Source organism: Nonomuraea sp. NPDC050540, from assembly GCF_044457485.1.
Taxonomy (GTDB): Bacteria; Actinomycetota; Actinomycetes; order Streptosporangiales; family Streptosporangiaceae; genus Nonomuraea.
This window is the reverse complement of sequence record NZ_JBITHA010000003.1, coordinates 531711-553935: the sequence shown is the minus strand read 5'-3', so window position 1 is coordinate 553935 and position 22225 is coordinate 531711. Positions and strand designations below refer to the sequence as shown.

18 protein-coding genes are annotated in these 22225 nt (G+C 71.3%); 1 reads left to right on the top strand and 17 read right to left on the bottom strand.

The window, feature by feature from the left end:
- Positions 1-127: 127 nt before the first annotated feature.
- Genes ACIBI5_RS12885 through ACIBI5_RS12875 form a run of 3 tightly spaced genes read right to left on the bottom strand, consistent with a single transcriptional unit; the run spans position 128 to position 1973 of the window.
- Entirely contained in the window at positions 128-1057 is a 930-nt protein-coding gene (locus ACIBI5_RS12885; protein WP_397246192.1) for an RluA family pseudouridine synthase, read from the bottom strand.
- Positions 1054-1620 (bottom strand): signal peptidase II, encoded by a 567-nt coding sequence (gene lspA / locus ACIBI5_RS12880; RefSeq protein WP_397246190.1) that lies wholly within the window; start codon positions 1618-1620, stop codon positions 1054-1056. Before lspA ends, ACIBI5_RS12885 begins: the two co-directional genes overlap by 4 nt.
- The gene (locus ACIBI5_RS12875; RefSeq protein ID WP_184960723.1) at positions 1584-1973 is read right to left on the bottom strand and encodes a TraR/DksA C4-type zinc finger protein; all 390 of its coding nucleotides are present in this window, start codon (positions 1971-1973) and stop codon (positions 1584-1586) included. Before ACIBI5_RS12875 ends, lspA begins: the two co-directional genes overlap by 37 nt.
- A gap of 432 nt (positions 1974-2405) precedes the next feature.
- Between ACIBI5_RS12875 and ileS the strand changes: the two genes are divergently transcribed.
- Positions 2406-5540 (top strand): isoleucine--tRNA ligase, encoded by a 3135-nt coding sequence (gene ileS, locus ACIBI5_RS12870; RefSeq protein WP_397246188.1) that lies wholly within the window; start codon positions 2406-2408, stop codon positions 5538-5540.
- Between the two features lie 80 nt (positions 5541-5620).
- Here ileS and ACIBI5_RS12865 read toward each other — a convergent pair whose 3' ends face one another.
- The 14 genes from ACIBI5_RS12865 to ACIBI5_RS12800 all read right to left on the bottom strand — a co-directional run bounded on the left by ACIBI5_RS12865 (position 5621) and on the right by ACIBI5_RS12800 (position 22207).
- Positions 5621-7108, bottom strand: coding sequence for a hypothetical protein (locus ACIBI5_RS12865; protein WP_397246186.1), 1488 nt, complete (start codon positions 7106-7108; stop codon positions 5621-5623).
- A 69-nt stretch (positions 7109-7177) separates the two neighbouring features.
- A complete protein-coding gene (locus ACIBI5_RS12860) occupies positions 7178-8059 on the bottom strand; it encodes a DivIVA domain-containing protein (RefSeq protein ID WP_397246184.1) in 882 nt (293 codons plus the stop codon).
- A 102-nt stretch (positions 8060-8161) separates the two neighbouring features.
- Entirely contained in the window at positions 8162-8452 is a 291-nt protein-coding gene (locus ACIBI5_RS12855) for a YggT family protein (protein ID WP_184960716.1), read from the bottom strand.
- Positions 8453-8535: 83 nt separating this feature from the next.
- Positions 8536-9039: a cell division protein SepF gene (locus ACIBI5_RS12850; protein WP_397101592.1), complete on the bottom strand. Its 504-nt coding sequence runs from the start codon at positions 9037-9039 to the stop codon at positions 8536-8538.
- Between the two features lie 117 nt (positions 9040-9156).
- Positions 9157-9852: a YggS family pyridoxal phosphate-dependent enzyme gene (locus tag ACIBI5_RS12845; RefSeq protein WP_397246182.1), complete on the bottom strand. Its 696-nt coding sequence runs from the start codon at positions 9850-9852 to the stop codon at positions 9157-9159.
- 328 nt (positions 9853-10180) lie between these two features.
- Positions 10181-11614 carry a cell division protein FtsZ gene (ftsZ, locus tag ACIBI5_RS12840; RefSeq protein WP_397246179.1) on the bottom strand — a complete coding sequence of 478 codons (1434 nt, stop codon included), beginning with the start codon at positions 11612-11614 and terminating at the stop codon, positions 10181-10183.
- Positions 11615-12378: 764 nt separating this feature from the next.
- Positions 12379-13041, bottom strand: coding sequence for a cell division protein FtsQ/DivIB (locus ACIBI5_RS12835; RefSeq protein ID WP_397246177.1), 663 nt, complete (start codon positions 13039-13041; stop codon positions 12379-12381).
- Positions 13038-14441: a UDP-N-acetylmuramate--L-alanine ligase gene (murC, locus tag ACIBI5_RS12830; RefSeq protein ID WP_397246175.1), complete on the bottom strand. Its 1404-nt coding sequence runs from the start codon at positions 14439-14441 to the stop codon at positions 13038-13040. Before murC ends, ACIBI5_RS12835 begins: the two co-directional genes overlap by 4 nt.
- Entirely contained in the window at positions 14438-15514 is a 1077-nt protein-coding gene (murG, locus tag ACIBI5_RS12825) for an undecaprenyldiphospho-muramoylpentapeptide beta-N-acetylglucosaminyltransferase (protein WP_397246172.1), read from the bottom strand. The genes murC and murG overlap by 4 nt, the downstream gene beginning before the upstream one ends.
- Before the next feature lie 13 nt (positions 15515-15527).
- The gene (gene ftsW, locus ACIBI5_RS12820) at positions 15528-16817 is read right to left on the bottom strand and encodes a putative lipid II flippase FtsW (protein WP_397101582.1); all 1290 of its coding nucleotides are present in this window, start codon (positions 16815-16817) and stop codon (positions 15528-15530) included.
- Positions 16814-18190 carry a UDP-N-acetylmuramoyl-L-alanine--D-glutamate ligase gene (gene murD, locus ACIBI5_RS12815; protein ID WP_397246170.1) on the bottom strand — a complete coding sequence of 459 codons (1377 nt, stop codon included), beginning with the start codon at positions 18188-18190 and terminating at the stop codon, positions 16814-16816. The genes ftsW and murD overlap by 4 nt, the downstream gene beginning before the upstream one ends.
- The gene (gene mraY, locus ACIBI5_RS12810; RefSeq protein ID WP_184960705.1) at positions 18187-19245 is read right to left on the bottom strand and encodes a phospho-N-acetylmuramoyl-pentapeptide-transferase; all 1059 of its coding nucleotides are present in this window, start codon (positions 19243-19245) and stop codon (positions 18187-18189) included. The genes murD and mraY overlap by 4 nt, the downstream gene beginning before the upstream one ends.
- On the bottom strand, positions 19242-20690 hold the full coding sequence (gene murF, locus ACIBI5_RS12805; RefSeq protein WP_397246167.1) for a UDP-N-acetylmuramoyl-tripeptide--D-alanyl-D-alanine ligase: 1449 nt from the start codon (positions 20688-20690) through the stop codon (positions 19242-19244). Before murF ends, mraY begins: the two co-directional genes overlap by 4 nt.
- The gene (locus tag ACIBI5_RS12800) at positions 20687-22207 is read right to left on the bottom strand and encodes a UDP-N-acetylmuramoyl-L-alanyl-D-glutamate--2,6-diaminopimelate ligase (RefSeq protein ID WP_397246164.1); all 1521 of its coding nucleotides are present in this window, start codon (positions 22205-22207) and stop codon (positions 20687-20689) included. Before ACIBI5_RS12800 ends, murF begins: the two co-directional genes overlap by 4 nt.
- Between the last annotated feature and the right edge of the window lie 18 nt (positions 22208-22225).

Genomic DNA, 22225 nt, shown 5'->3' with positions numbered 1-22225 from the left:
GACGGCGGTGCGTCTGTCCGGCGTGAGAAGCGACCCCCACGATCGGCGCCCGCGCGCGGCGGCGGGTGGCGTGGGGGCGGCTCGCCGTAACGGAGAGAGCGCCGGAAAGCCCCGCGGCGACGGAGAGCTACGACTCGGCGCGCACCAGGTCGAGGGCTTTCTGGAGGTCTTCGGGGTAGTCGGTGGTGAAGGAGATCCACTCGCCCGAGGCGGGGTGCTCGAAGCCCAGGGAGACCGCGTGCAGCCACTGCCGCGTCACGCCCAGCCGGGCCGCCAGCGTCGGGTCGGCGCCGTAGAGCAGGTCGCCCACGCACGGGTGCCGCAGGGCGGACATGTGCACCCGGATCTGGTGCGTGCGGCCCGTCTCCAGTTTGATGTCCAGCAACGACGCCGCCCGGAACGCCTCGATCGTGTCGTAGTGCGTCACCGACGGCTTGCCGCCCGCCACCACCGCCCAGCGCCCGTCCCCGGCCGGATGCCGGTCGATCGGCGCGTCCACGGTGCCGCGGAACGGGTCGGGATGTCCCTGGACGAGGGCGTTGTAGCGCTTGTCCACCGTACGCTCCTTGAAGGCGCGCTTGAGGTGGGAGTACGCGTGCTCGCTCTTGGCCACGACCATCGCCCCGGTGGTGTTGGCGTCGAGCCGGTGCACGATGCCCTGGCGCTCGGCCGCGCCGCTGGTGGCGATGGTGTGCCCGGCGCCGAGCAGGCCGCCGATCACGGTGGGGCCGGTCCAGCCGACGGTCGGGTGGGCGGCCACGCCGATCGGCTTGTTGACCACGACGATGTCGTCGTCCTCGTACACGATCGTCATGCCGGGCACCGGCTCGGCGACCGGCATCGGGGTGGTGACCGGGGGCGGCATCGTCACCTCCAGCCAGGCGCCCGCGTGCACCCGGTCGGACTTGGCCGCCTCGTTGCCGTCGACCAGCACCTCACCGGCGCCGATCAGCTCGGCGGCGCGCGTACGGGAGAAGCCGAACAGCCGCGAGAGGGCGGCGTCCAGCCGCTCTCCCTCCAGCCCGTCCGGGACGGGCAGGCTGCGCTGTTCGCTCACTTCTTCACCTCGCGGGTGCCGTCGATCTGCAGGCCGCGCCAGGCCAGGATGACCGCCAGGATGCCGCCGCACACGATCGCGGAGTCGGCGATGTTGAAGACCGGGAAGTAGTCGATGATCGGGAAGTTGCCCGGCAGCACCTCGATGAAGTCGACCACGTGCCCCTGCAGCTGGGTCGACCGGCCGAAGCCGGACGGCCAGCGCAGCAACCGGTCGGTGAGGTTGCCCAGCGCGCCGCCCAGCAGCAGGCCCAGTGTGATCGCCCACGGCAGGCTGCGCAGCTTGCGGGCGGTGCGGATGATCGCCACCACCACGCCCGTGGCGATGATGGTGAACACGAACGTCATCCCGGTCCCGATGCTGAACGCGGCGCCGGAGTTGAAGATCACCCGGAACTGGAGCACGCCCGGGATGATCACGTTGGGCGGCTCGCCTTCGAGCGTCCGCAGCACCACGGTCTTGGTGACCAGGTCCGCCACGTAGATCACGAAGGCGAGCGCGCCCAGCAGGAGGAGGAGCTTGCGCTTTACCTGCGCTCCTCCCGCTGCTTGCACGTCACGCACAGCGTCGCCCTCGGGAACGCCTGCAGGCGCTCCTTGCCGATCGGCTTCTGGCACGATTCGCACACTCCATAGGTCCCTGCGTCGATCCTGGCGATCGCACGTTCGTTCTGCGCGACCAGGTCGCGCGCATTCAGGGTAAGGGCGATCTCGCGTTCGCGCTCATAGGTCTTGGCTCCGGCGTCCGCCTGGTCGTCGCCGGCGCCCTGCGTCACGTCGCCCGAGGCGATCTCCGACTCGTGGCGGCGAATGTCCGCGTTGAGCTCGTCTATCTCCCTTTGCAGGGACTCGCGTACCTCGGCCAGCTCCTGCTCCGACCACATCGACGGTGTTGCGGTCTGCGTGACTGCCGCCATGGCTGCCTCCATGCTGATCAAGGCCGGTGAATGGTGCGGGCAGCTTAGGTGCCCGATAACGGATCGGCAAACGACCCGCCGTGCGGTTTACCCCTCCCGTACTATCCCGCCCCGCGCATTCAACTCCTCCGCTGGAGAGTCCATTCCCACCGCTTTGCCCGCCACGGACGCGGCCCGCGGAAAACGGGGAAGTCTTTCGCTCCACTCTGCGTTATGGTTTGAGCCTGCAAGGCGTTGATGGGGCCCGACTGTGAGGGATATCACCCCGGAGCCGCCGGAAGAACGGCTCGTCACCGAGCTCACTAGAACCGGCCGCAGCCCTGAACGAAGAGGGCCCTTTCCGGGGCCAAGAAGGGTGGTACCGCGGAGCCCTCCGGCTTCGTCCCTTCACGCACCTGTCAGCTTGTGACCAGCGTGGAGGTCCCGCCCGAGATGTCTTCCCACTCTTTCCGCTCTCTTCCCGCGCAGGTCGACCTGCCCGCGCTCGAGCGCGAGGTCCTCGACCGCTGGCGCGACGGGAAGATCTTCGAGCGCTCGGTGGAGCAGAACGAAGGCAACCCGTCGTGGGTCTTCTACGAGGGCCCGCCCACCGCCAACGGCCTGCCCGGCGTCCACCACGTCGAGGCGCGCGTCTTCAAGGACCTGTTCCCGCGCTACAAGACCATGCGGGGCTTCAGCGTCCCCCGCAAGGCCGGCTGGGACTGCCACGGCCTGCCCGTCGAGGTCGGCATCGAGAAAGAACTCGGCCTGTCCGGCAAGAAGGACATCGAGGCGTACGGCATCGCCGAGTTCAACGCCAAGTGCCGCGAGTCCGTGCTGCGCCACGTCGACGCCTTCGAAGAGCTCACCGAGCGGATGGGCTACTGGATCGACCTGTCCACCGCCTACCGGACCATGGACCCGTCCTATGTCGAGTCGGTCTGGTGGTCGCTGAAGGTCATCTTCGACAAGGGCCTGCTGTTCCGCGACTTCCGCATCACCCCGTACTGCCCGCGCTGCGGCACCGGCCTGTCCGACCACGAGCTGGGCCAGCCGGGCGGCTACGAGACCGTGTCGTCGCCCTCGGTGTACGTGCGCATGCCGGCCACCTCGGGCCGCCTCCAGGAGCTCGGCGCCTCGCTGCTGGTCTGGACGACGACGCCGTGGACGCTGGTGTCCAACACCGCGGTCGCCGTACACCCCGACGTCACCTACGTCGCCGCGCGCACCGCCGACGGCGAGGTGCTCGTGGTCGCCGAGCCGCTGCTGGGCGTGCTGGGCGACGGCGCCACCGAGGTGGCCCGCTTCACCGGCCGCGAGCTGGAGCACACCTCCTACGCGCGCCCCTTCGACCTCGTCGACATCCCGGGCGCGCACTACGTCGTGCTCGGCGACTACGTCACCGTCGAGGACGGCACCGGCCTGGTCCACCAGGCGCCCGCGTTCGGCGCCGACGACCTCACGGTCTGCAAGAAGTACGGCATGCCGGTCGTCAACCCGATCGGCCCCGACGGCCGCTTCCTCGACGACGTGCCCATGGTCGGCGGCCAGTTCTTCAAGGACGCCGACGAGGGCCTCACCGAGGACCTGCGCGCCCGCGGCCTGCTGTTCCGCGGCGGCCACTTCGAGCACAGCTACCCCCACTGCTGGCGCTGCCACACCGCGCTGCTCTACTACGCGCTGCCCTCCTGGTACATCCGCACCACCGCGGTCAAGGACCAGATGCTCGCCGAGAACGAGAAGACCAACTGGTTCCCCGACACGATCAAGTGGGGCCGCTTCGGCGAGTGGCTGCGCAACAACGTCGACTGGTCGCTGTCGCGCTCGCGCTACTGGGGCACGCCGCTGCCGCTGTGGGTGTGCACCGCCGACGAGAGCCACGTCACCTGCGTCGGCTCCCTGGAGGAGCTGGGCGAGCTGGCCGGGCGGGAACTGTCCGCGCTCGACCCCCACCGCCCGTTCGTGGACGACGTGTCCTTCCCCTGCCCGTCCTGCTCGGCCGAGGCGCGGCGCGTGCCCGACGTCATCGACGCCTGGTACGACTCCGGCTCGATGCCGTTCGCCCAGTGGGGCGCCCGCGGCAAGCCCGAGGGCGTCTACCCGGCGCAGTTCATCTGCGAGGCCACCGACCAGACCCGCGGCTGGTTCTACTCGCTCATGGCCGTCGGCACGCTGACCTTCGGCCAGTCCTCCTACGAGAACGTGCTCTGCCTCGGCCTCATCCTGGCCGAGGACGGCCGCAAGATGAGCAAGCACCTGGGCAACGTGCTGCAGCCCATCCCGCTCATGGACCAGCACGGCGCCGACGCCCTGCGCTGGTTCATGGCCTGCTCGGGCTCGCCCTGGGCGGCGCGCCGGGTCGGCCACGGCACGCTGGAGGAGATCGTCAGGAAGGTCCTGCTGACCTACTGGAACACCGCCTCCTTCTTCACCCTCTACGCCAACGCCTCGTCCTGGACGCCGCAGGACGCCTCCCCCGGCGCCGAGCGGCCGCTCATCGACCGCTGGGCGCTGGCCGAGCTCCACCGCACCGTCGCCGAGGTGAGCGCGGCGCTCGACGAGTACGACACCGTGCGGGCCGGGCGCCGGCTGGCGGAGTTCCTCGACGACCTGTCCAACTGGTACGTGCGCCGCTCGCGCCGCCGGTTCTGGCAGGGCTCGCAGGACGCCTTCGCCACCCTGTACGAGTGCCTGGGGACCGTCACGCGGCTCATGGCGCCGATCACCCCGTTCGTCACCGACTACCTGTGGGACGTGCTGCGCCGGGAGGGCGACCCCGCCTCGGTGCACCTGACCTCGTGGCCGGCCGTACGCGAGGACCTGCTCGACCCCGCGTTGTCCCAGCAGATGGCCCTGGTGCGGCGGCTGGTCGAACTGGGCCGCTCCGCGCGCGCCTCGTCGGGGGTGAAGACCCGCCAGCCGCTCGGCCGCGCGCTGGTCGGCGCCCACGACTGGCCCGCCCTGCCCACCGAACTGCGCGAGCTCATCGCCGACGAACTGAACGTGCAGACTCTGGAGGACATGTCCGGCTACAGCGCCGACCTCGTCTCCTACACGGTCAAGCCCAACTTCCGCGCGCTGGGCAAGCGGTTCGGCTCCCAGACCAAGCTGGTCGCCGCCGCCGTCTCCGCCGCCGACGCCACCTCCCTGGCGCGCACACTGCGCTCCGGGGGTACGGCTTCGCTGGAGGCGGCCGAGCTCGGCACGGTCGAGGTGGGCCCCGACGACGTGATCGTCACCGAGCAGCCGCGCTCCGGCTGGGCGGTGGAGACCGGCGCCGTCGACACCGGCACCGGCGAGACCGTCGCCCTCGACCTGGCCATGACCGGCGAACTGCGCAGGGCCGGGCTCATCCGCGAGGTCATCCGCCTGGTGCAGGACGCCCGCAAGTCGAGCGGCCTGGCCATCACCGACCGGATCGACCTGTGGTGGACGGCCGCCTCGTCCGACCTCGCCGAGGCGCTGCGGGCCGACGGCGGGCTGGTGGCCGACGAGGTCCTGGCCCTGTCGGTCACGGAGGGCTCGTCCGAGCTGCCGGTGTTCACCGACGCCGACCTGGGGCTGACCTTCCAGCTGCGCCGCGCCTAGATGGGACAAGACGCGGTCCCCGATGCCCGGGGGCCGCGTCTCTTCGTGTGCGGGCCGCTTCGTCCTGGAGCGCGGGGCGGTCAGCCGACCGATTCGCGGTCGTTCTGGCAGACCGAGCAGCTCGTCAGCCCGGCGGCTTCGGCCTGGGCCAGCGTCATGGTCTCCACGCCCGTGTCGCCGGCGCCGCGGATCAGCGGGCAGGCGGTGCTGTGGTAGCGGCGCGTGCCGACGATGACCTTCACCGTGCCCGGCCGCGTGTCCTTGGCGGACGCGTCGTCACCGGCGTCGTCCTCGGCCGGTCGTGACTTCGGCTCCGGCTTCGGGGACGGCGCCTCCGGCTTGCCCTCCGCCGAGGACTCGGCGGGCGTGGGCCGTGAGCCGGGCTCAGGCTTCTTCTCCGGGGTCGCGGGCTTGGCCTCGCCGTTGGCGGCCGTGGGGGCGACATAGGGCGCCACACGAGGTCCTGACGGGCTTTTGCCGGTGGCCCTGCCCTCGTCGGCGACCGGCGCCTCGGGCCGCCGGCCCGCGCCGTTGTCGCCGGTGACCGGATGCCCGGCCGTGACCGGCCGCTCGGGCTCGTCCGTCCCGGGCATGTCGTCCGTCCCGGGCCTCTTGTCCGTCGCGGGCTTCTCGTCCTTCCGGGCCTTGTCGTCCGCGGGGCTCGCGGGCCCGGCGTCCGCACTCGCGGGCTTGCCCGTCATGCTCGTGGGACCGCCCGCCGGCGGCTTGGACGGGGACTCCATGGCGGGAAGCCGGAGGTGCGGGTTGGTCGTCTCGGCGTCGGACTCGTCGTCCGGTCCCGGGGCGGGCGGGGTGTCGTCACCGGCCGCGGAGGGCTTCGCCGTACCGGAGGAAGAGGCTTTGGGGGCGAACCAGCCGCCAGGCTGGCCGGGCCCGGACTCCGGAGTGGGGGTGGAAGCGGCGGGGGCCGGCTTCGGCGCTGCGACGGGGCCCGGAGGCCGGATGTCGCGGGTCGCCTCGGAGGGTTCCGCCGGAAGCTCGGCGGAGACGGTCCTGGTCTCCGGCGAGGCAGCGGGGTGGGGCGTGACGGGCTCGGGGTCGGCGGCAGGCGGCAGCTGCCGTCCACCGAGCGCCGCGTCGGGCAGGCAGCTCGTGCAGGGCGTGAAGCCCTCCTCGCGCGCCTCCTCGAAGGTGAGCTCCTCGTGATCCCGTCCGATCAGCTGACGGCATCCCGGTACGTGGTAACGCTTGCGCCCGGGGATCACCAGGACGAGAGCGTCGGGGGAGATCCCGCGTGCCGCGGGCCGGCGGGGAGCCGGTGAGGGGACGGTCGCCGTCTGCTGGAACGTCTGGGGACGCGGAGGAGACGGCGGCGCTCCCGCGGGAGCCTGGTCGGAGTGCGGCGGCTGCGGGTACCCGAACTTCGCGGGTTCGGGAGGGGTGGCCGTGGCCCCGGCACGCCCGCCGGGGAACAGCTCATGACGCCGCAGCAGCGCCCCGATCACCAGGAACAACGCGGAAAGCACGCTCACCACGATGGACCACATGATCAGGAACGGCTTTGCCAGCACGAAGCCCGCGATCAGTAGTACAACCGCCGCGAGCACCAAACCAGCACTGATAAGGATCACTAGGGGGCTCTCTCGAGTGACGGGTCCTTGTGTTGACCCGCTACTTTACCGGCGGTCGTTGTGCGGGCCGTCGGCGCCGGGGAAGGCGCCCTGGGGAGCCTCGCCGCCGAACGGGCTGGGACCGCCGGGAAGCGGCTGCTGACCACCCTGGGGTACGGCGTGCGTCATGGCCGGAGCGCCGGGGTTCGGCAGAACCGGGAACCCGCCGCTGCCCTCCGCGGAGACGTTCAGCTCGGCGAGCTGGTTCTCCAGGTAGAGCTTGAGGCGGCTGCGGTACTCGCGCTCGAAGCTGCGCAGCTCCTCGACCTTGCGCTCCAGCTCGTCACGGGTCTGGACGAGGGAGCCCATGGCCTGGCGGTGGCGCTCCTGCGCGTCGCGCTCCAGCGTCTCGGCGCGGGCACGGGCGTCACCGATGACCTGCTCGGCCTGGCGGCGAGCCTTGGTCAGGATGTCGTCGGCCTCGCGGCGGGCGCGGGTGACGGTCTCGTCCGCCTCGCGGCGGGCGTCGGCGATGGCCTGGTCGGCCGTCTGCTGGGCGAGGGCGAGCACGCGGGCCGCGGTGTCCATGTTGTCCTCGGCGGGAGGCATGTTCATGGCGACGGGCTGGGGCTGCGGCTGCATGGGCTGCATGGGCTGCATCGGCTGCGGCTCGGGGGCCCGCATGGGCTCCGGCTGCGGGGGCAGCTGCATCTCGGCCTTCGGCTCCTGCACCGGGGCGGAGGCCATGGGCATGTTCATGCCGCCGGGCACCTTCCCACGCAGGCACTCGGCCAGTTTGGCGCGAAGCTCCTCGTTCTCTTGGATCAGGCGGTCAAGCTCAGCTTCCACCTCGTCGAGGAAGGCGTCTACTTCTTCCTCGTCGTAGCCCGGCCGTAGCCGGGTGGTACTGAACTGCTTGTTCCGCACGTCAGCGGGCGTCAGCGGCATTTTTTGGTCTCCTTGGCGCGCTTGGAGTCTGTCCGGAGGGGGCAGACCCGAATCACTTCAGCGCGGACACGAGTCGGTTCTCGACCGGACCTCGCAGGCCCGTCACCTGGCGAGTGACCCAGCGATCTGGATCAGGATCAGCACCACGATGAACAGGACTGTGAAGCTTAGGTCAAAGGCCACCGTACCCAACCGGAGGGGAGGAATGAAACGGCGGAGAAACTTGAGAGGTGGGTCGGTTGCGGTGTATGTGGCCTCTGCGAGGACCAGCACGACGCCGGAGGGCCGCCACTGGCGGGCGAACGCCTGCACCGTCTCAAAGATCATTCTTCCGATGAGCAACACCAGGTAGAGGGACAGGACAACCACCAAGATCTGACCTACGATCCCCACGGCGTGGCCGCGCCTCCACTTCTGATGAGCCCTCCCGTCGGTCTCGGTGAGACCAGGTTGGGTCCGATAGACATACAGAGACTCTAACTCTGGTTGAAGAATCCGCGTTCCGCGATTCGAGCCTTGTCCTCGGCGGTCACCTCGACATTGGCAGGGGACAACAGGAACACCTTGTTGGTAACACGTTCAATGCTGCCATGTAGGCCAAAGACCAGACCTGCCGCGAAATCCACTAGCCGCTTGGCGTCGCTGTCAACCATTTCAGTCAAGTTCATGATGACCGGGGTACCGTCCCGGAAGTGCTCTCCGATCGTACGCGCCTCGTTGTACGTGCGCGGATGGAGTGTGGTGATCCTCGCGAGGTCGGTGGTACGCCGCTCCAGAACCGTCGTCGAGGGCCTCGGCGCGGGTACGCCGGGGTCGGTCTCGTCGTCGCGGTCCTGGACCGTGACGGCCCGCTCCTCACCGGTCCGCGGCGACTCCTCCTCGTACGGAGGGTCGTAGTCCGCGTAGGCCTCGTACCTCTCGTAACGGTCGTCCTCCACGAGACCGAGGTAGACCGCCATCTTGCGCATCGCGCCGGCCATACTACGTCGTCCTCCTGCTCATGGTCGCACTCGCTCGGGCGGGGACCCGAGGCGGTAGCCGTACCCCCTTGGAGCTCACCGCGGATCGACCTCTACTAAGACCCACTTGAGGGGACATTACCTGACGAAGGGCTTGCGGCGACCGAGCAACGCCGTACCGACCCGCACGTGTGTCGCGCCGTGAGCGACAGCCTCGGACAAATCCCCACTCATCCCCGCGGACACCATGGCCGCGCCCGGATGGCGCGACTGAAGCGCGAGCGCGATCTCCCGCAGCCTGCCGAACGCCTTGCCCGGATCCTCCCCCAGCGGCGCCACCGCCATCACCCCGCCCAGCCGCAGACTGTCGGCCGCCGCGATCACGTCGGCCAGCGCGGGCACGTCGGCGGGCAGCGCGCCGCCGCGTTCCGGGTCGTCGTCGAGCGCCACCTGGACCAGGCACGTCACCTCACGCCCCGCCCGGACGGCCTCCTTCGAGATGGCCCTGGCCAGCCGCTCGCGGTCGACGGAGTGGATCACGTCCGCGTACCCGACCACCGACCTGACCTTGTTCGTCTGCAACTGCCCCACGAAGTGCCAGGTCAACGGCAGATCGGCGCATGCGGCGGCCTTGCCCGCGGCTTCCTGGTCGCGGTTCTCGCCGACGTCGTGGACACCCAGCTCGGCGAGGATCCGCACGTCGTCGGCGGGGTAGGTCTTGGTGATCGCGATCAGCGTCACCTCCGCCCGGTCCCTGCCGGCGGCGCGGCACGCCCGCGCGATCCGCTCCTCCACCTCGCCCAGCCGCTCGCCGATCTCCGCCTTGCGCGTCACTGCACACCTTTCTCCCTGTACGGCAGGCCGCCGTCACCAGGAGGCCTGCGGTAAGAACGCTACTCCAGGGCAGGGTGGGGCCTCGCACGTGAGTTCGATCACTCTGCGCCCACGGCGGCATGTCGCCGGCGGAAGAGCACCGGTCCGGATGTGGGCGGAACCCGGCAGCAGGGCATCCCCGCCCTGGGTCACCGGGTCCGGCGGCAGAGCATCCTCGCCGCAGGCCGGCGGGAACCGGCACAAAGACGTCTCCCGCCGTGGGCCGGCGGGGCGGTGGACAGCAGAGCGCCCGCGCCGGTTGCGGCGCGGGCGCACAGTGAAGCTGCGGCTACTTGAGGAAGTCCGGGACGTCCAGTTCCTCTTCCTGCTCCTCGAAGACCACCGGACGGCGCTTGGCCGGCTCCGACATCCGGGAGTTGATCGGTGTCGGCGGGTTCGGGGGCTCGGGGGCCGGGCGGGGGATGGAGACCGGGGCGGGCGGCTCCTCCGCGACCGGCTCCACCGCGGGTGCCACCTGGGCGGCGGCGGGCGCGGACTGCGCGGGCGCCGGTTCCGGCGTGTGATGCTCGGCCGCGCGGACGGGCTCGGGCCTGGGCTCGGGCCGCTGGTCGGGGCGCATCGGCTCGGCGCGCAGCTGCGAGTAGGGGACCGAATCCGCGCGTACGGGCTCGGGACGGGCGGGCTCCGCGCGCGGCGGCGCCACCGGCTCGGCCTTCACGCTCGGCGCCTGGACGCCGCTCGGGCGCACCGGGGCCGAGGCCTGGGCGGCGGTGGCCGACGAGGCGGCCGGCCGTACGGCGGCCGGAGGCAGCTTGGGCACCTCGTCGAAGCCGGCGGCGATGACGGTGACCCGCACCTCGTCGCCGAGCGCGTCGTCGATGACCGTGCCGAAGATGATGTTGGCGTCCGGCGCGGCGGCCATGGACACCAGCTGAGCGGCCTCGTTGATCTCGAACAGGCCCAGGTCGGAGCCGCCCGCGATGGACAGCAGCACCCCGTGGGCGCCGTCGATCGACGCCTCGAGCAGCGGGCTGGATACCGCCATCTCGGCCGCCGCCACGGAACGGTCGTCACCGCGCGCATGCCCTATCCCCATGAGGGCCGAGCCGGCGCCGGACATGACGGATTTCACATCTGCGAAGTCCAGGTTGATCAGACCGGGCGTGGTGATCAGATCCGTGATGCCCTGGACACCGGACAGCAGCACCTGGTCGGCCGCCTTGAAGGCGTCCAGAACACTGACCTGGCGGTCGGAGATCGACAGCAGGCGGTCGTTCGGGATCACGATCAGGGTGTCGACCTCGTCGCGCAGCGTCTCGATGCCGGCTTCGGCCTGCGAGGCCCTGCGCCGCCCTTCGAAGCTGAACGGCCTGGTCACCACACCTATCGTCAGCGCGCCAAGTGACCTGGCGATGTTGGCCACCACGGGCGCGCCACCGGTGCCGGTGCCGCCGCCTTCGCCCGCCGTGACGAAGACCATGTCGGCGCCCTTGAGCACCTCTTCGATCTCTTCACGGTGGTCTTCGGCCGCCTTGCGCCCCACATCGGGGTTGGCGCCCGCGCCAAGTCCGCGCGTGAGCTCACGGCCCACGTCCAGTTTCACGTCGGCGTCACTCATCAGCAGCGCCTGGGCGTCGGTGTTTATCGCGATGAACTCGACGCCCTTGAGTCCCTCTTCGATCATCCGGTTGACGGCGTTGACTCCGCCGCCGCCGATGCCGACGACCTTGATGACCGCGAGGTAGTTCTGCGGTGCTGCCACGACGAGGGGCCTTTCCGCTCGTTGACTTGCCATTTCGGTGCGGATTGTTCTCCGCCATTTCTCACTTCGGGTAACTCTCAACCTCAGGTTGAGATTTAGATTTATGTCAACCTGAGGATTGATACGGACAGTAGGAGTTACGCTCCGGGCGGGTCAACTAACCGCGCCGCAAGCACGTCCGGCGTGTCGCGGGCTGTCCGATTCGTTCCCGTGTCATGCCTGGCCGGGCTCCCGTCCGGGATACAGACTCTCACGCTCCACCCCCCGGATCGGACAGGCTCCACCCATTCTCCTCCCAAACCCTCACCACCCCAAGCCACCGCGGCCTGCCCTGGAACTACCACGCACCGGGCAATACATGTGTTAACCCACTCCCACCCCAGCTCACGCCCCTCATCAAGGGGCAGGGCAGCCCCTTGGGCCACCCCCGCGGGGGACACCCGCCAAGGGCCATCCGGCGAACCGCACAGCCACCACCGAGGCAAGGGCTCCGGGCCACCCGGAAGACGCCACCAGGCGAGACAGGCAAGGCAAGTGGCGGAGAGCGGGGAAGGGTGCGCCGGGGCGGCCGGCGCGGCGGGAGGGCGGGTGCCAGGCGGGAGGGTAGCTCCTGGCAAGCCGTCGGCCCCATGACCGGGGCCGTGACGGCGGGGGCCACGTCCGACGTGAGAAGCGATCCCGCCGACCTGCGCCAGGGCACGTCGGCGGGTGGCGTCAGCCCGGCTTGCCGTAACGGAGAACAAGCACGACGCAACGAGGACGCATCACTTGAGAGTGACCACGTCCGGCGAGCTGACGTCGTACACGTCCGCCTTGCGGGACAGGAGGGAGAGCAGCACGGCCGCCTTGTCCTCGCCACGGTCGGTGCCGCCCCACACCACGGTCCGCCCGTCGTTGAGACCGAACGTGATCCCCTCGGCCGACGACGCCCGCACCGTCCTCACCTTCCCCGACAACGTGTCCGGCAGGGTGCTGACGACCTTGAGCGCCGCCAGCGTCACGGGGTCGGTCGGGCTGGGCCGGGCCATGTGCAGCACCGGCAGGTCAGGCGGCCCGACGGCGCGGATCTCGGTCACGACGCCCTGCTTGTCGACGAGCGCCGCCTTCCCGCCCACGGGCAGCACGGCGACCGGCTCGCGTTCGGCGACGGTGATCTCCAGCGTGGACGGCCACACCCGCGCGGCCTTCACGGTCGCGAGCTGCCGGATGCCCAGCACGCGGCTCTCGACCGAGGCCAGGTCGACGGTGGCCAGCGGGTGCAGGGCTGCGATCGCGGCCTGCTGCTCGATCTGGTCGGCGGGAACTGTGAGATTCCCCACGATCTCGACATTTCGCACGCCGAGGACAGGTGAGTAGAAAACCAGCCATACCGCCGTGCCCACGACCCCGGCGGTCAGCAGCCCGATGAAGGCGGTCCGTGCCCTCACCGGGTGGACAGCTCCGCGACGATCTGCGGCCCGAGCTCGGTGACGTCGCCCGCGCCCATGGTCAGGACGATGTCGCCCTGCCGCGCCTTGTCCGCCACCAGCGCGGGCACGGCGGCCTTGTCGGGCGCGTAGTCGACGTGGGATTCGGGCAGGTCGACCCGCTCGGCGACCATGGCCCCGGACACCCCGGGCTCGGGATCCTCGCGGGCGCCGTAGACGTCCAGGACGATCGCGCGGTCGGCCAGGCCGAGCGCCGCGCCGAACTCGTCGGCGAAGAACCGGGTACGCGAGTACAGGTGCGGCTGGAAGACCGCGATGACCCGGCCGTCACCCGAGTAGGAGGCGACCACGTCGCGGGCGGCCCGCAGGTCGGCGGCCAGCTCGGTGGGGTGGTGGGCGTAGCTGTCGAAGACCGCCACGCCGCCCGCCTCGCCCTTGGCCTCGAAGCGCCGCTTGGCCCCCGTGAAGGCCGCCAGACCGTCCCTGATCTCCTCGAACGGCAGGCCCAGGGCATCGGCCACGGCCACCACCGCGGTGGCGTTGAGCGCGTTGTGCGCCCCGGGAACGGCCAGCCTGACCTCGCCGCGCCCCTCGATCGTGAAGCGCGTGCCGAACCCGTCGGGCCGCACCCCGGTGACGCGGTAGTCGTCGGACTCGGTGCCGTAGGTCCTGACCCGCAGCCCGCGCCTGGCGGCCACCTCGGCCAGCGCCGCCGACCCCGGGTCGTCGGCGCAGATGACCAGCAGCGAGCCGACCCGTTCCACGAAGCGGTTGAAGCTGTCGTACACGGCCCGCGGGTCCCCGTAGTTGTCGAGATGATCCGCCTCGACGTTCGTCACCAGCGCGATGTCCGGCGCCAGCATCAGGAACGACCCGTCGCTCTCGTCGGCCTCGGCCACGAACACGTCGCCGTTGCCCTCGTCCGCGCCGAGCCCGGTGGTGACCAGCTGCCCGCCCACGCAGTAGGACGGGTCGGCCCCGCTCTTCTGCAGCGCCACGGTCAGCATCGAGGTCGTGGTGGTCTTGCCGTGGGTGCCGGCGATGGCCACGGCGGTGCGCCCGGCCATCACCGAGGCGAGCGCGGCGGCCCGCGGGATGACCCGCACCCCGCGCTTGAGCGCCTCCCCCAGCTCGGGGTTGGAGTCGCGGATGGCGGTGGAGACCACGACGGTGTCGGCGTCCTTGACATGAGAGGCGGCGTGCCCGATGTGCACGGTCGCGCCGAGCTCGCGCAGCTCGTTCACCAGGTCGGAGCCGCGGGCGTCGCTGCCGGTCACGCGTACGCCGCGCTTGAGCAGGATGCGGGCGATGCCCGACATCCCGGCGCCGCCGATGCCGATGAAGTGGACCCTCCCCAGGTCCTCGGCGGCGACCGGATCGACCAGCTTCACGAGACTCATTGGGCTATCTCCAACACTTTCCTGGCCAGCGTGATGTCCGCGTCCTTGCGCCCCAGTCTGACCGCGGCCTCGGACATGACGGCGACGCGTTCGGGGTCCCGCAGGATGGGCAGCACGTTCCGGATGATCCAATCAGGTGACAAATCGGCATCGTCGATGAGCAGCCCCCCGCCGCCGCCGGCGATGCGTTCGGCGTTGATCCGCTGCTCGCCGTTGCCGTGGGGCAGCGGCACGTACGCCGCGGGCAGGCCGACCGCGGTCAGCTCCGCGCAGGTGAGCGCGCCGCTGCGGCACAGGGCCAGGTCGGCGGCGGCGTAGGCGAGGTCCATGCGGTCGAGGTAGGGCAGCAGCACGTACTGCGGGTCGCCCGGCGGAGGCTCGCGCTCGACGGTGTTCTTGGGGCCGACGACGTGCAGCACCTGCACCCCCGCCGAGCGCAGGGCCGGCGAGGCGGCCAGTGCGGCCTGGTTGATCGAGCGGGCGCCCTGGGAGCCGCCGAAGACGAGCAGCGTCGGCCGGTCGGTCTGCAGGCCGAACCAGGAGCGCGCCTTGTCGCCCATCGACAGCCGGTCGAGCTGGACGATCTCGCGCCGCAGCGGCGTGCCGATGTACTCGGCCTTGGCCAGCACGCAGTCGGGGTGCCCGGTGAAGACGTGGTCGGTGAGCTTGGCGCCCAGCCGGTTGGCCAGGCCGGGGCGCGGGTTCGCCTCGTGCACGACGATGGGCACGCCGCGCCGCTTGGCCGCCAGGTACGCGGGCGTGGCCACGTACCCGCCGAAGCCCACGAGCACGTCGGCCCGCACCCGGTCGAGGACCGCGGCCGCGGCGTTGACCGCTCCGGCCAGACGGCCCGGCATGGTCAGCAGCTGCGGGGTGATCGCCCTGGGCAGGGGTACGGCGGGCACGAGCTCCAGCTCATACCCCCGGCCGGGCACCAGCCGGGTCTCCAGGCCGCGGTCGGTGCCCATGCAGGTGATGCCGATGCCCGGGTCCAGCCCGCGCAGCGTGTCCGCTAGGGCGAGAGCGGGCTCGATGTGCCCGGCCGTCCCGCCACCGGCGAGGACCACCCTCATGATCGGTCACTCCCTAACGTCTCGCTCGGCCCCTGCTCGTTCTTCCCCCCAGGCCAAGCCAGCTTAGAGCCCGAGCGGCCGGTCCGGGGCCACGAGCGGCCAGCGCCTCGCGCGCGCCGGGTTCCTGTTTGGCGAACGACAGGAGCATCCCGAGCGCGGCCAGCGTCGGCAGCAGGGCCGAGCCGCCGTAGGAGACCAGCGGCAACGGGATGCCGGTGATCGGCAGCACGCCGATCACCGCGCCCATGTTGACGATGGCCTGGCCGCAGATCCAGGCCACGACCGCGGCGGCGGCGAGCCTGATGAACGGGTCCTTGACCCGTCCCGCCACCCGCAGCCCGGCGTACCCGAGCAGGCCGAACAGCGCGACGACGACGAGCGTGCCCATGAGGCCGAGCTCCTCGCCGAGGATGGCGAAGATGAAGTCGCTCTCGCCGTGCGGCAGCCAGCTCCACTTCTGCCGGCTGGACCCGAGCCCCAGCCCGAACCAGCCGCCGGAGCCCATCGCGATCTGCCCCTGGACGGCCTGGTACCCGGCGCCCTGCGCCTCGGCCCACGGGTCGAGGAAGGCGCCGATGCGGGCCATGCGGTACGGCTCGACCTTGATCATGATGACCGCGGCCAGCACCGCCACGCCGAGGATGCCGCCGAACAACTTCAGCGGCGCCCCCACCACCCACAGCAGCGACAGGAAGATCATCATGAGCACGAGCGTGGTGCCGAGGTCGCGCCCGAGCATGACCATGACGGCCAGGATCGCGGTGCCCGGCATCAGCGGGATGAGCATCTGCCGCCACTCGATCCGCCCGGCGCGCGCCCGGCGGGCCAGCATGTCGGCGCCCCACAGCGCCAGGCCGAGCTTGGCCGGCTCCGACGGCTGGACGGTCAGCGGCCCGATGTAGATCCACCGCTGCGCGCCCAGCTCGGAGGAGCCGATGAACAGCACCATGACCAGCGCGATGATCGACAGCACCATGAGCGGGTAGCCCGCCCAGCGGAAGAACTTGTGCGGCAGCCGCGAGCACACGTACATGACCGGCACGCCGATCGCCGCCGACAGCGACTGCTTGATGAACCACGAGAAGGGGCTGCCGGTCTTGTTCAGCGCCTCGATGCTGGAGGCCGACAGCACCATCATGAGCCCGAGGATCAGCAGCAGCGCGCTGCAGCCGATGATCAGGTAGTAGGTGGTCAGCGGCTTGCCGAGCAGCTCGCGCAGCGCGCCCATCTGCTCGCGCGCCCACACCGACGGCCCCTCGACGGCGCCGCTCTTGCGGGGCCGCTCGTCCGTGGTCGCGCTCACGTCCGCGGCTCCCGGCGCAGGCCGTGCTCGTGTACGGCTCGCGCGAAGGCCTCCCCCCGCGCCGGGTAGTTGGCGAACATGTCGAGCGAGGCGCCCGCGGGCGCCAGCAACACGGTGTCTCCGGGGGAGGCGAGCGCTGCGGCTTCGGTGACGACGCGGTCCATCACCCCAGTGTCTTGGTCGGCGATGTCCACCACGGGGACATTCGGCGCGTGTCGCGACATCGCTTCGGCGATCCTGGCGCGGTCCACGCCGATCAGCACGGCTCCGCGCAGCCTCGGCGCGGCCTTGCGGACGAGGTCCTCGACGTCGGCGCCCTTGAGCTGGCCGCCGGCCACCCAGACGACCGACGGGTAGGCGGCCAGGGCCGCGGCGGCGGCGTGCGGGTTGGTGGCCTTGGAGTCGTCCACGTAGTCGACCTCGGCGACCCGCTCGACGAACGCCACGCGGTGCGGGTCGGGCACGAAGTCCCGCAGGCCCTGCCGTACCGCCCCGGCCGGTACGCCGTGCGCGCGGGCCAGAGCGGCGGCGGCCAGGGCGTTGGCCACGTTGTGCGGCGCGAACGGGTGCACGTCGGCCAGGTTCGCGAGCTCCTCGGCGGCGTGCACGGGGTCGGGGCAGAAGGCCCGGTCGACGATGAGGTCCTCCACCACGCCGATCTCGCCCGCCCTCGGCACCCGCAGCGTGAACCCCACCGCGCCCGGGTACGGCGCCGCCAGCTCCGCCGCGATCGGGTCGTCGGCGTTGTAGACCACGGTCGCCGCCCGCTCGAAGATCCTGGCCTTGGCGGCGGCGTACTCCTCCAGCGAGCCGTGCCAGTCGAGGTGGTCGGGGGCCACGTTGAGCAGCGCGGCCGCCTTGGGCGCCAGCGATCCCGACCAGTGCAGCTGGAAGCTGGACAATTCCACGGCCAGCACGTCGTACGGCTCGGCGACGGCCTCCACGACCGGCACGCCGACGTTCCCGACGGCCAGCGCCTTCTCCCCCGCCGCCAGCAGCATCGAGGTGAGCATGCGCACGGCGGTGGTCTTGCCGTTGGTGCCGGTCAGGGCCAGCCAGGGGGCCGCCCGCTCCGGGCGCAGCCGCCAGGCCAGCTCGACCTCGCCCACGACCTCGACGCCGGCCGCGAGCGCGGCGGCGATCAGCGGGTGGTGGGGCGCCCAGCCGGTGGTGACCAGCCGGGTGGCCTCCCCGGGCAGTTCCATGGGGCCGAAGCGCACCTCGACGCCCAGGCGGGCCAGCTCGGCGGCGGCCAGCCGCTGGCGCTCCCCCTCGGCCGCCTCCAGGACGACGACCCGCTCGCCCCGCTCGGCCAGCACCCGGGCGGCGGCCGTACCGGAGACTCCGAGCCCCGCGACACACGTCAACGTCATGGGCGCGGCATCCACTCCACGTAGAACAGGCCGAGTCCCACGGCCGCGCACAACCCGGCGATCAGCCAGAAGCGGACCACGATCGTGGTCTCCGCCCAGCCCTTCAGCTCGAAGTGGTGCTGCAGCGGCGCCATGCGGAAGACCCGTTTACCGGTCATCTTGAAGAACCCGACCTGGATGATCACCGACATCGTGATGATCACGCAGAGGCCGGCCAGGATGATCAGCAGGAGCTGGGTGCGGGTGGCGATCGCCAGCCCGGCCAGCACGCCGCCCAGCGCCAGCGACCCGGTGTCGCCCATGAAGATCTTGGCCGGCGGGGCGTTCCACCACAGGAACCCGATCAGCGAGCCCAGCACCGCCGCCGCCACCACCGCCAGGTCGAGCGGGTCGCGCACCCAGTAGCAGTTGGGCCCGAGCTGGTCGATGCAGTTGTTGCGCAGCTGCCAGTTGCCGATCAGCACGTACGCGCCCAGCACCACGGCGGTCGCGCCGCTGGCCAGGCCGTCGAGGCCGTCGGTGAGGTTCACCGCGTTGGAGAACCCGACGATCATGATGAGCACCCAGATGGTGAACCCGACCAGGCCGATCGACGGCCCGAAGTCCCGCAGGAACGACAGCCGGGTCTCGGCGGGCGTGATGCCGTACACGTTGGCCTGCTGGGTCACCAGCACCGCGAAGACGGCGCCGACGATCAGCTGGCCCAGCGCCTTGGCGCCCGAGCGCAGGCCGAGGCTGCGCTGCTTGTAGATCTTGATGAAGTCGTCGAGGAAGCCGACCGCGCCGAGCCCGGTCATCAGGAACAGCACCAGCAGGCCCGAGATCGTCGGCGACTCGAACGTGACCAGGTGCGAGGCGCCGTAGGCCAGCAGGGAGGCCAGCACGAACACCACGCCGCCCATCGTGGGCGTGCCCTTCTTGCTCAGGTGCGCCTGGACGCCGTCCTCGCGGACCTCCTGTCCGTAGCCCCGCCTGGCGAACAGGCGGATGGCGAGGGGGGTGCCGAGCATCGACAGGATCAATCCCACCGCGCCGGCGATGATGATGTTGGTCACCGCGCACTCCCGAGTACACGCTCGGCCGTGCGTTCGAGCCCCATCGCCCGCGGGCCCTTGACCAGCACCGCGTCACCGGGCAACAGCCACGAAGCGAGCTCCTGCGCCGCCGCCTCCGCATCGGCCACGTGCACGATCCGCGTGCCCTGCTGTGGGTACGGCCCCGCCGGCGGCGCGCCCGGTGGCGGCGCCCCCTGGACCGCCGCCACCTGGCTGGAGGCGGCGAACGCGCCCTCCAGCACCGGCCCGGCGTCGGGCCCAGCCACGATCAGCCCGGCCAGGCCGGCGCTTCCCGCCAGGCGGCCCAGTTCCTCGTTGAGCGTGGCGCTGTCCTCGCCGAGCTCGCGCAGCGCGGCGATGACGGCGAAGCGGCGCCGCCCGCCGCCGACCACGCCGAGCGCCTCGAAGGCGGCCCGCATGGAGTCGGGGTTGGCGTTGTAGGCGTCGTTGATCACGGTCACGCCGTCGTGGCGGTCGGTGACCTCCATGCGCCAGCGGCTGCGGGGCTCGGCCTCCGACAGTTCCTCGGCGATCGTGGCCACCGGCAGCCCGAGCTCGTAGCCCGCCGCCGCCGCGGCCAGCGCGTTGTCGACGGCGTGCCCGCCGTACAGCCGCAGCCGCACGTAGGCGACGCCGGACGGCGTGCGCAGCCGGAAGGAGGCGCGGCCACGCTCGTCGACGGTCACCTCCTCGGCGCGGATGGCGGCTTCCTCGCCGCGGCCGAAGAACGTGACGCGGGCGTCGGTGCGCCCGGCCATGTCGCGCACCAGCGGGTCGTCGGAGTTGAGCACGGCCACGCCGGTGGCGGGCAGCGCCTCGACGAGTTCGCCCTTGGCCTTGGCGATGGCGTCCTTGCCGCCGAAGACGCCGAGGTGGGCGGTGCCGACGTTGAGCACCACGCCGATGCTGGGCGGCGCGATGGCGGCCAGGTGGGCGATGTGCCCGGCGTCGCGGGCGCTCAGCTCCAGCACCAGGAAGCGGGTGTCGAGGTCGGCCTTCAGGACGGTCAGCGGGTGGCCGATCTCGTTGTTGAACGAGCCGACCGGCGCGATCGTGGGCCCGATGCGGCCGGTCAGGCGGGCCAGCAGGTCCTTGGTGGTGGTCTTGCCGGCCGAGCCGGTCACACCGAGCACGGTCGCCTGCGGCAGCGAGCCGGCCACCGCGGTGGCCAGGGCCGCCAGAGCCGCGGCCACGTCGGGGACGATCACCGTGGGCGCCTCGACCGGACGGCTGGCCAGCACGGCCACCGCGCCCGCGCGCACCGCCTGGACGGCGTACTCGTGCCCGTCGACGTTGGCGCCCCGGAAGGCGGCGAACAACGATCCCGGCTCGACCTGCCGCGAGTCGATCACGACGGGGCCGCGCACCACGGCCCGAGGGTCGGCCATGCCCGACAGAGCGCCCGAGGTGAGCTCGGCGATCCTGGCCAGTGGCAACGGGATCATTGGTAAACCTTCCTGTGGATCGCTTCGGCGACCACCTCGCGGTCGTCGAAGGGGATCACTTCGCCTGAGACGTACTGGCCCTGCTCGTGGCCCTTGCCCGCCACGACGATCACGTCGCCGCGCCCGGCCCGGCGCACTGCCAGGTCGATCGCCGCCGCGCGGTCGGGCTCAATGATCACATGAGCGCGCTCATGCTGGGGAACGCCGAGCGCCCCCTCCATCATCGCGGCAAGAATATGGAGAGGATCCTCTGTGCGTGGATTGTCGCTGGTGAAAATGGCCACATCCGCGAGGCGCGCCGCAGCTTCTCCCATCATGGGCCTTTTGCCCCTATCGCGGTCGCCGCCGCAGCCGAGCACGATGGTGAGCCTGCCAGAAGTCACCTGGCGCAGCGAATGGAGCACCGACTCGACGGCACCGGGCTTGTGGGAGTAGTCGACCACGGCCTGGAAGTCGTCCTCGGACGTCGTCACCCGCTCCATGCGGCCGGGAACGCCCTTCAGCGTGCCCACGCCGTGCACCGCGGCCTGGAGCGGCACGCCCGCCTCCACGAGCGTCACGATCGCGCCCAGCGCGTTGGCGACGTTGAACGAGCCCGGCAGCGCCACCTGGGCGTCGGCCTCGACGCCGCCGGGGCCCACGACGCGGAAGGAGCTGCCGTCGGCGCCCAGCCGTACGTCGAGCGCCCGCCAGTCGGCCTCCGGGTCACCCGTGGGTGAGAACGTCGTCATCGGGATCTTGGCCACCGTCAGGAGCTCGCGCCCGTGGGGGTCGTCCAGGTTCGTCACGCCGGCCCGGCTCAGCTCCGGCTGGAACAGCCTGACCTTGGTGGCGAAGTAGTCGTCCAGGTCGCGGTGGAAGTCGAGATGGTCCTGCGACAGGTTCGTGAACAGGGCCACGTCGTAGAAGATGCCGTCGATGCGGCCCAGCGCCAGCGCGTGGCTGGAGACCTCCATCACCGCCGAGGAGACGCCCTGCTCGCGCATGAAGGCGAACAGCCCGTGCAGCTCCGAGGCCTCCGGCGTGGTCAGCCGCGACTCGAAGCGCACCTCGCCCGCCCGGATCTCCACGCCGCCGATCAGGCCCGTCGTGTGGCCCGCGGCGCGCAGCCCGGCCTCCAGCAGGAACGTGGTCGTGGACTTGCCGCTCGTGCCGGTCACGCCGATGACCGACAGGTCGTGGGACGGCTGGCCGTACACCCAGGAGGAGAGCTGCCCGAGCAGGCCGCGAGGTTCCGGCACGACCAGCACCGGCAACCCGGTCGCGACCGCGGCGTCGCGGCCGGCCGGATCGGTGAGGACGGCGACCGCGCCGCGGGCCATGGCCTCGGCGGCGAAGCTCGCCCCGTGGGCGTGGCTGCCGGGAAGCGCGACGTAGAGGTCTCCGCGCCGCACCTGGCGGGAGTCGATGGTGACGCCGGTGATCGCGGCATGCGGCGAACGCGCCGTGCCGGAATCGGCGTCGAGCATGGTGGCCAGGCCGGTCAGCGGGCGCGGCGGGCTGGTCGTGGGACGCATAGACGACGGGGGACGCAC

Excerpts from the sequence above, each read along its gene's own strand:
- ACIBI5_RS12875 (WP_184960723.1), bottom strand. The coding sequence starts at position 1,973 with ATGGCGGCAGTCACGCAGACCGCAACACCGTCGATGTGGTCGGAGCAG.
- ACIBI5_RS12800 (WP_397246164.1), bottom strand. The coding sequence starts at position 22,207 with ATGCGTCCCACGACCAGCCCGCCGCGCCCGCTGACCGGCCTGGCCACC.
- murD (WP_397246170.1), bottom strand. The coding sequence starts at position 18,190 with ATGACGTTGACGTGTGTCGCGGGGCTCGGAGTCTCCGGTACGGCCGCC.
- murF (WP_397246167.1), bottom strand. The coding sequence starts at position 20,690 with ATGATCCCGTTGCCACTGGCCAGGATCGCCGAGCTCACCTCGGGCGCT.
- ACIBI5_RS12850 (WP_397101592.1), bottom strand. The coding sequence starts at position 9,039 with ATGGCCGGCGCGATGCGCAAGATGGCGGTCTACCTCGGTCTCGTGGAG.
- ACIBI5_RS12860 (WP_397246184.1), bottom strand. The coding sequence starts at position 8,059 with ATGCCGCTGACGCCCGCTGACGTGCGGAACAAGCAGTTCAGTACCACC.
- ileS (WP_397246188.1), top strand. The coding sequence starts at position 2,406 with ATGTCTTCCCACTCTTTCCGCTCTCTTCCCGCGCAGGTCGACCTGCCC.
- murC (WP_397246175.1), bottom strand. The coding sequence starts at position 14,441 with ATGAGTCTCGTGAAGCTGGTCGATCCGGTCGCCGCCGAGGACCTGGGG.
- murG (WP_397246172.1), bottom strand. The coding sequence starts at position 15,514 with ATGAGGGTGGTCCTCGCCGGTGGCGGGACGGCCGGGCACATCGAGCCC.